The sequence below is a fragment of the Arthrobacter sp. Z1-15 genome (assembly GCF_054792395.1).
In genome coordinates, this window is the sequence record NZ_CP096454.1 from 3,175,283 (window position 1) to 3,187,506 (window position 12,224).

Annotated in this window: 12 protein-coding genes; 2 read left to right on the forward strand and 10 right to left on the reverse strand. The window is 60.6% G+C overall.

Going from position 1 to position 12,224, the window contains the following annotated elements; genetic code table 11:
• The first annotated feature begins 169 nt into the window (after positions 1–169).
• On the forward strand, positions 170–1,378 hold the full coding sequence (locus M1D40_RS14515) for a tyrosine-type recombinase/integrase (protein ID WP_461169252.1): 1,209 nt from the start codon (positions 170–172) through the stop codon (positions 1,376–1,378).
• 239 nt (positions 1,379–1,617) lie between these two features.
• Positions 1,618–2,187, forward strand: a complete 570-nt coding sequence (locus M1D40_RS14520; protein WP_461169253.1) for an Ltp family lipoprotein — start codon at positions 1,618–1,620, stop codon at positions 2,185–2,187.
• 78 nt (positions 2,188–2,265) lie between these two features.
• Here the strand turns inward: M1D40_RS14520 and M1D40_RS14525 are convergent, their stop codons facing one another.
• From M1D40_RS14525 to M1D40_RS14570, 10 genes are all read right to left on the reverse strand, one after another.
• On the reverse strand, positions 2,266–2,505 hold the full coding sequence (locus tag M1D40_RS14525) for a hypothetical protein (protein WP_461169254.1): 240 nt from the start codon (positions 2,503–2,505) through the stop codon (positions 2,266–2,268).
• 142 nt (positions 2,506–2,647) lie between these two features.
• Positions 2,648–4,156: a glycosyltransferase family 61 protein gene (locus tag M1D40_RS14530; RefSeq protein ID WP_461169255.1), complete on the reverse strand. Its 1,509-nt coding sequence runs from the start codon at positions 4,154–4,156 to the stop codon at positions 2,648–2,650.
• A gap of 335 nt (positions 4,157–4,491) precedes the next feature.
• Entirely contained in the window at positions 4,492–6,624 is a 2,133-nt protein-coding gene (locus M1D40_RS14535) for a tail fiber domain-containing protein (RefSeq protein ID WP_461169256.1), read from the reverse strand.
• A 67-nt stretch (positions 6,625–6,691) separates the two neighbouring features.
• On the reverse strand, positions 6,692–7,057 hold the full coding sequence (locus tag M1D40_RS14540; protein WP_461169257.1) for a hypothetical protein: 366 nt from the start codon (positions 7,055–7,057) through the stop codon (positions 6,692–6,694).
• Positions 7,054–8,016, reverse strand: coding sequence for a hypothetical protein (locus M1D40_RS14545; RefSeq protein WP_461169258.1), 963 nt, complete (start codon positions 8,014–8,016; stop codon positions 7,054–7,056). Before M1D40_RS14545 ends, M1D40_RS14540 begins: the two co-directional genes overlap by 4 nt.
• Positions 8,017–8,071: 55 nt before the next feature.
• The gene (locus M1D40_RS14550; protein WP_461169259.1) at positions 8,072–8,839 is read right to left on the reverse strand and encodes a hypothetical protein; all 768 of its coding nucleotides are present in this window, start codon (positions 8,837–8,839) and stop codon (positions 8,072–8,074) included.
• Entirely contained in the window at positions 8,836–9,120 is a 285-nt protein-coding gene (locus tag M1D40_RS14555; protein ID WP_461169260.1) for a hypothetical protein, read from the reverse strand. The genes M1D40_RS14550 and M1D40_RS14555 overlap by 4 nt, the downstream gene beginning before the upstream one ends.
• A 254-nt stretch (positions 9,121–9,374) precedes the next feature.
• The gene (locus tag M1D40_RS14560; protein WP_461169261.1) at positions 9,375–10,163 is read right to left on the reverse strand and encodes a hypothetical protein; all 789 of its coding nucleotides are present in this window, start codon (positions 10,161–10,163) and stop codon (positions 9,375–9,377) included.
• Between the two features lie 116 nt (positions 10,164–10,279).
• The gene (locus M1D40_RS14565; RefSeq protein WP_461169262.1) at positions 10,280–11,413 is read right to left on the reverse strand and encodes a Gp37-like protein; all 1,134 of its coding nucleotides are present in this window, start codon (positions 11,411–11,413) and stop codon (positions 10,280–10,282) included.
• On the reverse strand, positions 11,413–12,171 hold the full coding sequence (locus M1D40_RS14570; RefSeq protein WP_461169263.1) for a hypothetical protein: 759 nt from the start codon (positions 12,169–12,171) through the stop codon (positions 11,413–11,415). Before M1D40_RS14570 ends, M1D40_RS14565 begins: the two co-directional genes overlap by 1 nt.
• Between the last annotated feature and the right edge of the window lie 53 nt (positions 12,172–12,224).

Here is a 12,224-nt window from a genome sequence, read left to right on the forward strand (position 1 = left end):
GCGGTGGGGAGGCTCGATCTCCCGACCTCACGATTATGAGTCGTGGGTTTGATAGAATCAGAGCAACAAGACGACCCAACATCCCCGGAAACTCGCGGATTTCCCAACGACCTTCTAAGCTAACCTAAGCTATCGATGGGCACACCAATGGGCACACCAAGGAGAAGGCATGGCGCAGGCCAAGGGGACCGGTTCGATCTACAAGAATTCCAAGGGGTTATGGGAAGTCAGAGTTGAGCTCCCCAGAGGCCTCGATGGCAAGCGGCGTCGAAAGGTTGTTCGAAGGAAGTCGCGCTCTGAAGCCGTCCTGCTTCTCCGCCAGCTCAACAAGGAGCTCGCCAAGGCTGGAGACCTCGCCACTAGCTCAGTGACGCTCGAGGCATGGTCGGAGCACTGGCTTAAAAAGCGCTCTGAGAAACTCGCGCCCAACACCATCAACGGATACCGAACGGCGTTCCATGAGTACATCAATCCCCTGCTGGGAAAGAAGCGCCTCGATAAGATCACGCCCACGGACGTCAAGCATCTGCACGAGCTGATTCTGGCCACCCCGAAGGATAAGGCTCTGCGTGGGTTCTCGGATCCGCCCGAGGGCACAGAGATGTTGTCGAGCACCTACAGCCTCCTCATTCACAACTCTCTGTCCGGTGCACTCAAGATGGCTGTGCGTGAGGGCAAGATCAGCGTGAACGTCTGTGAGCTTGTGGACCGCCCGACTAAGAGGTCGACGGACGAGAAGGCGCTCACGCTTGACGAGGCCGTCAAGCTGCTGCTGCATCTGGCAGAACGTCCGGATGGACCACTGTGGGCCACTTACTTACTTACGGGCGCACGCCGCGGCGAGGTCATCGGCTTGGAGGTCAACCGCGTTACGGACGTACTCGACTTGTCCTGGCAGATTCAGCGCATCAAGGATATTCAGTCGGCGCCGGCTGACTACGAGTACCGACACCTCGAAGGCAACCTCTACCTAGTGCGGCCGAAGTCAAAGGCAGGGTGGCGCACTCCCCCATTGGTTGAACCCCTGGCAACAATCCTCCGCCGGCACATCGGGGACCGGAATGATGGCCTCGTGTTTCTCCGCGATGGACGCCCTTGGGACCCCGCCGATGCTTCCAAGGAATGGAAGAGACTACTGCAGGAAGTCGGGCTGCCCAGTGACGTCACGCTGCATGGCGCAAGGCATACTGTTGTCGATCTGCTTTATGAGGCTGGCGTTCCCGAGCCTGTCATTATGGAGATCGTAGGGCATTCGACTCGCGCCATCACGCGCTCCTATCGCTCGCGTGGTAACCAGAAGATCATCCGTGAGGCACTGGAGAAGATGAGTGCCCTCTTCAACCCCGCTGCTCCCCTACCCATCATTGAGGCCGGCTAAAAGATGAATGACGAAGCACCCGCAACCAACCCCGCACAGTCTCGGTGGGATCAAATTCGAGCGGCCAAGGGTTTGCCGCCGGAGAGCCTGCCGCCCAGGCAAGAGGGTTGCCCGACGAAGGGCGGCGACACGTGGGGTGAACCCGTGGAGGATCCTGAGTAAGGCCCTGAACTCACCACTGTCAGTGGCGTGTGGCACACTTATTTCGATCCGTTCTACTACTCACTTATGGGGGAATTTTGAGCACTGAATCTGTGCCGCCGGCGCCGGCCAAGAAGAAGAAGAAATGGCCGTGGGTATTGCTGGCCATTCTGGTTGTCATCATCATCGCCAGTGTTGCCGGGCAGGGTGGCGACAAGGAGCCGGCTGCTGAGAACACGACGTCGGCATCACCTTCCGCCGCCACGTCGGAAGCCCCTGCCACGGAAGCGGCTTCTGTAGAGACGGAAGCAGCCCCGACAGCGGCGCCGGCACCGGCTGAAGCCGCGCCCAAGGAGGCGGATGTGCCGAGCGAGTACAAGTCGGCGTTGAAGAGTGCTGAGAACTACTCGAAGATCATGCACATGAGCAAGGCTGGCCTGTATGACCAGCTGACCAGTGAGTATGGCGATAAGTTCGCTCCCGAGGCTGCCCAGTACGCCATTGACAACATCAAGGCTGACTGGAACGCGAACGCCCTGGAGTCCGCCAAGAAGTACCAGGAGACGATGGCTATGTCACCTGAGGGTATTCGCGATCAGCTCGTGAGCGAGTATGGCGATAAGTTCACTCCGGAAGAAGCTGACTACGCTGTCGCTAATCTGCCGTAACACTGGCCCGTGCGGTTGGCGTTAAGTGCCGATTGTGCCCCACTCCCGTTTGGGAATGGGGCACAATCTGTTTAACTCTCACCACTCCAGGTCATAAGGGTCGCGCCATCCACTTTCCTCGGCCCGAATCCTCCGCACCCGCACGGCAACAACCCACACGTTCCAGGCTTTCCCGCTGTCGTCTTTCCAGTGCAGGAGGACGTGCGTGCGGGTCCATGCGGCTGCCTTAGCGTCTATGGTGCGCCCGTCGTCCAGTTGCGCCCGCACGTAAGGTTCGCGCCTGTACGGGGCGGGTGTGATGGGTTCGGAAGGGTGCATGAGTTCATGTTAAACGCCAAGACCCCCCCCACCCGGTGAAGGGTGGGGGCGGTGGTGGCATCTAGCCCATGCGGCGCCGAAAGGTCTCTCGAGGAATATGCAAAGCTTCCTGGCGGTCGCGGGCGAGGCTGGCACGTCGGATCTAGCTAATAGCGTCGCTCAACAACTTGCCATCCCGACCAAAGTCGAAAGTGAAGTCTGAGAGGAAGGCTTTCAAAGACCACGTTTCTTTGGCAGGCACCCGAGGAGTGCACCACAAATACGTGAGATCTCCACCAGCCCCGGCCATGAAGAGGTATTCGTTTATCGCATCGTAGGATTCGGACCCGATGATGACAACTTTCTTTGGTTCCTGCGTGAACATCAGACTGAACATCCCGCTCCCGGCGAACCCAGCTACTATGTCCGCGTTATTGAACAGGGACACCTGTTCCTGTATCGACAAGTCCTCCGGGTAAATCACTGCAAATCCGTTGCTGCGGAAGTACTCCTCCACTTCCTGGGAGTTGGTGCAGCCGCGGCCGGCCTGAGGTTTGCGGCTAGCAAATACCTTGGCGTGCCTGACCTTTGGGTCGATAAGTTTCGACCCAATGCCTTGCCAGGTGGCTGCGACGTCACGGTGTATGTACTTCGGGTTGCTGAACATTGGCGTGGCGCCGATTAGCCGTTCGACTTGCACCGGGCTGGATATGGTGTGGATTTCCTCGCCGCTTATGCCTGCGCCTTCCAAGAGGCGTAGTTGCCATCCAGCGAGCTCGGACTCCCCGGGTGCCAGGGAGATGAGGGCTTTGAGGCCAGGGTATTTCGCCTTAGCCTCCGCCCACCCCCAGGTCCGGGCCAGAACTTCGCTAGTGAAGTGCCCGAAATGCCCGGGAACCTCACTGTCCAATGCGTAGTAGGTGCCGGGCAGTAGGGTGTTTGGCGTTGCTGGGGCGACTGCGTGCCATTGTGCAGCATCCTGTATTGCGCGACTGCTGAGCCTATGCGCCCGGATGTGGCGAAACGTGTCGGGCAGCAGGATGTCGCCCATTCGGTAGACCTGCCCCGGGGCACAGGTGACTCGCGTGTAAGCACGGAGCGACAATTCGGGATATTCGATCACCTCCGGGCAGCGACTTTTCTCCAATTTAGCATTGTTGCCCCTTATGACGGCGCGACTTTCTAAGCGCCCTGCAGGAATGGTTCGCAAGATATCAACACGGTGCCGGTAGGCCTTGCCGGTGAGAACTTTGTTGGCCGTTTCATCGCGGGCCTTATAAACGTGGTGACCCGCTTTCGTTGCCGCGCAGGAATAACCGTCGAAGCTAACACCCGCTAGACTATCGGCAAGGCTCCTCTCGTCACGGCCAGCGAAGGGCTCCCCGGTCATTTTATTGGCGAGAAGGTCGGCGAGGTATCTGCTCAGTGTTCCCGTGCGCGCATCCGGGATGATATAGACGCCGCCCGCTGGCAGCATATAGAACAGATTCTTGAACCCCGTTCGATCCGCTGTTCCATCAATGATGACCTCGACTTTACCTCCTTCGGCAATCGTCACAAGCATCTCCCGGACGCCTTCTGGTGGGTAAATAGTGAGGTTCGGGCACGCCGATAGCGTGCCCGAACCATCCCAAGTAATCACTTCAGTGGAGGGATGAGATGCAGCCAGCATGGAAGCCGCCTCTAGGGAGCCAGAGCTATTCATGACGGCGATACGAGAAATGAACCCGGGAGGTAATAGTTTATGCATTCGCTAACTTTAGCGGCCTTTTTCGAGTTCCTTCACGCGAGCAGCGAGTTCCTGTACCTCATTTACGAGCGGGGCGATAACCGCGCCCTAGCTGTGCCCTTGGGGGTGGTACACGTCGCTCGTGGGATGGACTTCTGAGCAGGTCCGGCTAGTTGGCGGGCATTCGTCTGAAATGTTGGCTTCGCGCCACGCGTCAACACCTCCAGCCTGTATCACTTTTGTGGTTACGTGCCCCCACGCTACGTTCTCGCCTGCAATCATTTGACTTGACCTTCCAGCTCTTTCACCCTTGCCGTCAATTCCTGCATGGCCTTGACTAGCGGGGCAATAACCTCGTCATAACCGATCGAGAGAACGTCGGAGCCGCCGTTTATGGAGTGGTCCTGTAGCCCGCCGAAATCCTCACCCGTCTCTTCGATAACCTGCTGGACTTCCTGTGCGATGAAGCCGTGGTGGAAGCGGGACCGCTTCTTGGAACCGTCCTTCTCTGCCGGCACGCGGTTGCCCTCTGAGTCTTCCTCGAAGTAGTCCTCCCGCATATCCCAGCGGTAATCTACCGGGCGCAGCCTCTCGATGAAGTCCAGGCCGAGCACCGTGTCCCGAATGTCCGCCTTGTCGCGTGCGTCGGAACGGTTCTGCACAGTGCCGTAAACGTAGGTTGTGTCGCTCGCACCGCCCAGTTGCACCTGGTTTGAGCCAGTGGCGCCGGAACCAGCCCCGATGGCAGTTACTGAACTCTCTGCCGCAAGTCCACCACCGGTAATATTGGCTCGCCCTGCGTTGTAGCCAATGAACGTATTTGCGCTACCCGTTGTTAGGTTGAACCCAGATCGCGAACCGACAAAGGTGTTTTGCTGGCCCAGCGAGTTGAGGCCAGCCTGCTCCCCAACGGCGGTCGTGTTCCCGCCATTGTTGGTTGCGTTACCCAGGGCATTGAATCCCACGATGGTGTTCGCGCCACCCAAAACTGCTGTTGCTGCCGTCTCAACGACGTCGATAAGGACGTTGCCCGACGCTAGCGCTGCAGGTGCAGTGACGGTGAAGACTCCCTGCCCATCTGCAGTTGTCGCAGCGGTAAGCCATTGACTTTGAGAACTGGTAACAGCGGCCAGGATCCCCGACATGAAGCGGACCATGACCTTATTGCCGCCTATAACGCCGGCGCCCGGCGCAGTCACAGTGATGGTCGTCCCTGCTTGGGCGTAAGTTCCAGCAACGTTCGGGTACGTGAGGACCTTATTGTTCTCGGAGATATTAACGCCGAGATTCATTCCAGCGCCAGCACCAACATAGACAGCCTGATTGGAAGCTTTGGCGTTCATGGCTGCGCGGTCGCCTATGGCGGTGTTATTGGATCCTTGCGCATTCGTCAGAGCCTGAGTGCCAACGGCTACGTTGCGGAAAGCCGTCACCGGATACTGATTCTCAATTCTTCCACTCAGCCCAATCGGAGCATTTCCCGTTGAGAGTGCACGATAGCCAAGTGCGACGTTATGGGTTCCGGTCGTGATGCTATGTCCAGCGTCACGCCCCACCAATGTGTTCATCGCGCCCGAAGAAATGAAGTGGCCCGCAAGAGAGCCGATACCAACGTTCCTAGTACCCTCGGTGTCGCCGTACCACTCCGACTTACCTGTCACGTTGGAGAGCGCAAACACGCCGATAGCAAGGTTCTCAACGCCCGGATTACCAAATGCCAAAGAGCCGGCACCGATAGCAATGCAACCCCGTGCCCGACTGGCCTTCCCGAGGGCATCTCGTCCGATTGCGATAAAGCTCTGCGCTTCACTGCCTGTGGATCCATCAGAAATTTGGCCGGCAGCTCCCTTCCCAACCTTTACTCCGCCGATCCCCCCGCCATCCGATGCGAGCGGGCCGGACCACTCTTTGAAGCTCTCAAGTGGGGTGTAGGTGGAGACCGCTTCTTCCTTGCCTAGCTTGGTTGCGGCCGCAGCGTGGGCGGCCGTACTCGCCACTTCAGACACTGCAGTATTGGCCGCAGTCCCCTCGGTGACGATCTCTCGTTCGACTGCTTCAGCGGTGGGTGCGGTGCTGTTCTCCGCGGCCATCTGGGCGGCTGCGGCTGCAGCGCTGGCGGAGACGCCCGCTGCAACCGCAACCTCCTTCATGCCCTTGTAGGAGGTGAGGATGCCTGTGAATCCGCCGCCAGCCCATGCAACCTGGTCGAGGGTGGCGTGCTGGAACGCGGGACCGAACCCGGATTCGTTCACCTGCACGGGGTTGGGGAGGGGCAGCCCGTCGAGCGTCGTGATGGTGATCGGTGTCATGGCCGCATCACCCGGCGCGAAGATGGTGACGATACCGTTGGCGGCCACACGCTCTGGTGCGGAGGGGTCGCCGGCGAAGATCTGTTCGTAGGGGTAAGACAAGGGGGCCTCCTAGAGGACATGGAAAAAGGCCCCCTAGGAGGCCTTGAGACTGGGGTGTGCGGAGGAGTTATTTGCGCCGCTTGCCGGTGCCGTCAGGGATAACGTAGCCGGGGATGGTGTCGGCAGTGCGGAAGGAACCCTGTGCGGCTGTACTGACGCCGGTGGGCTTGAGCAGCCCGTAATGGGTGGCGACGGCGACGATGAAAGTTCCGAGACCCAGGGCGAGAGCGAGCCCCAGGTTGTAGACGGTGCCGGCCTGTAGCGCAGCGATCAGCTCCGTGAGGAGCGAGGTCAGCACGGACAGTGCCGCGAGCAGCACAGCCTTGCGCCCGGCGCTTGTGGCCCGCGTCGTGACCAGGCCGACCAGCACGGGCAGGAGCACACCCAACACCAACTGCAGGGCAGGGATCAGGGGGACATCGAACGCGATCATGCGGACTCCTTCGGTGCGTTGTCGATGGTGGCCTGAGGGACGATCTTGGCGGTGAATCCCAGAGCGGCCGCGGTGTTCCACTCCGGCAGCTTCACGGGCCGGAGCTTCCCGGTCGCCACGTTCAGCGCATACACTGTGGCGTTGTCCTTTGACTTCAGGTACGGGGACACATCAACGTCACCCAGAATCGCGTCGGCTGCCTTCTTGACCGTGCCGTTGTTGCCCTTGACGGCATTCTCGATGGACTCGACCACCTGCACGGTCCGCCGGGCAAGTTCCAGTGCGGTCTTACTGTTAATCCACGCCTCAGCGAGGGCGTTGTTCTGGTCAGCGTTCAATTCGTCATCCTCCGATGGGGTTGTGATGGCGCCGAGGGGAACTGTCCCGCCAGCGATGAAACTTGAATACGATGAAAGGAACAGGTCCCAGTCGAAATGGGCCCCCGGATCGTACCGGGTGCCCGGGTTGGTCTCTCCGTGGCCGTAGAACCCCGCCCGGGAGCCAGAAACAGCCTCGTGGGCGCTGATCCGGCGGGCCGGGGTGGGCTGGTCCATGTACCCATCCCGTACTGCCGTGAGCGACAGGTTCGCCGCCGCCGCAGCCATATTCACCACAATCTGGTCGGCCCGGTCCTGGGACAGGTCCCGCCACCGGGCAGCCTGTAGAGCCCCCGACACCGACATGGCATGGGCGTTGTTCGTGGTGTCCGCCCAGGTAGACCACCCCGGGTGGACCAGAGGGATGACGGAATCGAAATCCGCCAGTGCGTGGTAGGACCCGTGGTCCCCCCGGGTGCGCAGGAAATTCAGGCAGTTCTCGGCGTTCTGATCCGGCCCGTCAAGGTCAGTGATGTTCTCGGTGGTGTGAACACCGATCACTCCGGACACACGGTTCCGGGGCCAGCCAAACTGCGGTTGTCGGGTATTCGGGATGTCCTGCAATGCATAGCCTGTTGCCATGTGCCCTCCTAGGGCATGAAAAAAGCCCCGGGTTGCGGGGCTTGGATTGATGCTGCTACGGAGTTGGGGCTGGCACCGGTGCGGCGGCAGCTTGGATGCGGCATGGTCCGCCGCTGGTTTGGGTGGTGCCGTCGTCGTAGGTGACGAGCCAATAGGAAGCCTCGCCAGCGCCTTCACAGGTGACCGATGTGATGCCGCGGCCGTTTGCTCCGGGTGTTCCGGGTGCGCCGTCGTTTCCGTTGGCTCCGGCTGGTCCTGCTGGTCCGGGCACTGTGGAGTCTTTGCCGGGTGCACCTACTGCTCCGGGTGGTCCTTCTGGTCCGGGTGCGCCGTTGAGGCCATTCGCGCCATCTGCGCCGTCTTCTCCAGGGGCTCCTGCGGGTCCGGGCTCACCGTCAGCGCCGTCCGCCCCATCCTCACCACCCTCGCCGGCGGGTCCGCGTGTGCCCGTAATGCCCTGCACCCCTTGGATTCCCTGAGGCCCACGCTCAAGACGCGACGGCTCCTCAGCAATCCTCTCCAACTGCTCGCAAAGGTCGGCATCATACACAGCAACGTCTCCGGCTTGGCAGAGTGCGGCTTGAGCTTCGACGGCGATGTCTTTCTTCGCCTGCTGTTCACTGGCTGCTTCTGCTTTGGCGCTGTCTCGGTCGGCTACTGCTTGTCCGAGCATGAAGAATCCGAGGAGGCCGAAGACGATGATTGTCCAGAACAGTCCCCACTTGACCCGCTTGTCGAGTTTGCGTGACCGGTCAACTTTCTCGACCATTTCGTCCAAGGTGGGTGGCGACTCGTCCTCTGGCTCTAGGGCGGGTTGGCTCATCGGTCCTCCTTGGGGAGTGGGGTCCAGTGTTCAGGTTTGGGTTTGATGTCGTTCTCGATCAGCTGCTCACGCCAAGACGTTCCATCCGCGGTGCGAATGTCCACAATCTCGGAGAGGCGCGCATTCCTCGCACGCTCCTTCTCCAGCTCGTTCTTGAGGTGGGTGATCAACGCGGCCTCATTCGCTTGTCGGCGGGTGTCGGCGCGTTTGATGAAGAAGCCGACTGCACCGCCGCTTGCGACGAATAGCCCTGTGAGGGCGGTGATGAATGTGGGGTCCACACGGGTGCCCTCCTATTTGTGACGGGCTGCGGCGGCACGGGCGTTTTGTTTTCCCGCCCGGCTTGTGGTGTTAATGGGCATATCGACACTCCTGTTAGAGACCTTGGGTGTTGGTCGCGCCCCCGGCCTGTTCACGCAGGTGCGGGGGTTCGCGCATTTCGAGGAGGGTCAAAGTGTTTGACCCTCCTCGAATTTGGGTAAAAGAAAAGCACCCCCGTGGTGGAGGTGCCGTTGCCCAGTAGGGCGAGGAGCGGTCAGTCGCCCCAAGCGATGAAACTCATGCGAACCCCCGCCGTGTTCCGGAGGCGCTCACCATGCCGGTCATAAAGGAACACGGCCACACGGGATGAGTTGGACAACTGCTCGTCATACACCGCATGGATCAGACCAAGGTTCGGCGCCGTGGACTGAGTGAACGTCGCACCGAGGATGCGTGCCGGAAAAGGACTGGCGAACCGAACCGCCGCAGCACCATTCGCATCCGAAGCAATCGTCACCGTCCCCGTCTTCAAATACGGGACCGTCACCGTCGCGCCCTCAGCAGTCACCACCACGCGGGGCTCCTTACCCCAACCCCAAACGCCGTTGCCCTTCGACTCAAACCGCCAGACGTCAGACCCAAGCTTCACCTCAGCGCCCGGGGTGCCTAGATAGGTGAGGGCCAGCTCGTCGGCAATCTCGACACCGCCATTCGATGCCCAGCAGCGCAGATCAACAATCTCCTGCACCGTCGTGTCCTTCTGCGTCACGCGAACGAGAGCAAGCGGCTGATCCGACTCCGTGCCGGGGGTGTCTCTGCGATTACTAACCCCCATGCCGGGCGTCGGTAAAGCCTTCGTTGCCGTGCCCCGGATGGGTACCAGTGTTGATGTGCCAGTACCCGACCAGTTGCGCCGGCGAACGATCAAGTACCAGGCAGAGGGGATGGGCGGAGATGGCAGCGACATGGTCTCGTACTCGAAGGTCACATCAGTGACCCCGTCCCCGCTGCCCGTGCCGGCTTCCACGCGAATCCCACGGTCGATGCTGGCAAGGGATGACACTTTCCAATCCTTCGCCCCACCCACGGAGAACCTGCAGAGCGGCTGCAACCAGATCGGGAGCTTGTCCGCTGTAATGGCCGCCTTCGGGTAGCCGTATGATGCCGGGGGTGTCGCCATTAGGTGCCTGCTTTCAAATCGTTGAAGCCCCGTGCGAGGGACGTAATTGCTTGCATGAGGATGTCCAGCGGGTCATCCTTGGGGCCGATAGTCGCGCTGAGCTTCAACCCGTTGTCCGCGTCGTAGGAGAAGTTGATCTCCGTGACCAAGTCAGTGACCTCAATACCGTTGCCGACGCGGGCCGTGACCATCTGCCCCGGCTTGAGCCCCTTGGGCCCAAAGATCTTGAAGTTGCCGGACTCGGCGAGCTCCACCGTGAGGGACGATTTAGCGGCCGTTTCCAACAACGCGGAATCCGTGCGCTGCTTGTGCGTAGCGCCGTCTGAGGTGTCTCGAGCGTCTTTGAACACCTCGATAACGTCGCCCCACAGCGCCTCTCGCGCACTGTCGCGGAAGGCTAGGAACTCCCGGAGTTCGCCCTGCCCCTGAGCCCCCAGCACGCCGCTGGTTGCTTCCGGTGCAGCGCCGTTGAAGTCCCACTTCTGGATGACCCGCGACTCCTCCGTGAGGACATTCGGATACGGCTGCGGCTCGTAGCAGTCCAGCACCAGAGCGCCGGCGTCGTTCTGCTCCACAGTCACAACCAGCCCGGCATCCTGCACCGCCGGGAACAACCGGTCATACAGGGGATGCATGCGGAAGGTCGCTTCCATGACCTTGCCGCGACCCTTATCCGCAGCAACCGTTAGCCCGTACCCGCGCCGCTCCACAACGTTCTTCCGGACAACATCCTTGAGTACGGTCTCGGCGGGCTGCCGGCCAATCGTGTAGTAGGCCGATTCCTCACCCTGGCGAAGCAGGGATCCGCTCGTGACTCGCTCAGTCGGGTTCACATACCCAAGGAAGTTGTGCAGGATCCGCCAGTCAGACTGAACATCGAATACTAGGTCGGCATTCATGCCGCCGGCACGTTGACGGATTGGCCCCGAGATGAGGCGTTCACCCCGGAACTTGGTGCGAATGCGGGCGCCGGGCTCGGCAAGGAGCCCGGCGCGCTTGTGGTTCTTGGCTACGGTGATCTGCATGTCGCTGATCGCGTTCGCCCGGATCGTCCCCTCAAGCTTCTTCACATCGCCAAGCGGTGCCTGCCACTTCCGGTCACGGTCAAAAATATCCGTCCTGAATAGCGCCATCAGATCCCCATCAGCATGTACGGAATGAACCGAGCCTCCACAGACCCAGCCCCTTCCATCGCCAGACTGAGCCTGATGTTCGCCCCTGGCTGCAGGGCGGGATAGTTGAACTCGCGCAACTTGTTCATCACATCCACCCCGTCCAGCTCAGCGATCAGGTTCCGCGGGTCCGTGTCGATGACCAGCTTCTTTCCATCCGGAACAGGGAACGGCACAACAGTGTTCTCCCCGCCAATACCGACCGTGACCGAGGTCGTCGGCCCGGTGATCGTCCAACGGATATAGGACTCAACATCGCCCGGGTTCGTTACCTTGGCAGTGCCGATGGTCGTCACCGGTGAGATGTGCAGCGGCGGACCAATGTCTTCCTCGCCAAGGAGCGGCGTCTTCTCCTCGGCGCCCCATGACTGGACAATGGGTGCAGCCTCCCAGAACGGCTGCTCAGGGAACAGTTCGATCCCATACGCTTTCCAGCCGTGCTGCACCGGGTCCTGGTTGAATGTGTTGCCGGCGCCGGGGGCCAACCGCAAAGTGAGGGAAAACCTCTCCCCTGTTGGCAGACCCACAGTCCAGACACCGGTTTTGCCGGGCCGAAGCGTTTTCCAAAAGCCCCGGTTCAGCTCCACCCAATCGACGGAACTAGTGTCGGAAAAGATGCCAATGTTCCAGTAGACTTTCCGGCCCGTAGCGCGCCAACCATCCCACTGCTCCCCGTGGACCACCGGGGAGCCATGGGTGTAGTTCGTGAAGTCCGGCATGCCCAGACCCTCCATGCCCTCGCGCAAAAGGAACACGCCCCGGGAGGGGCGGG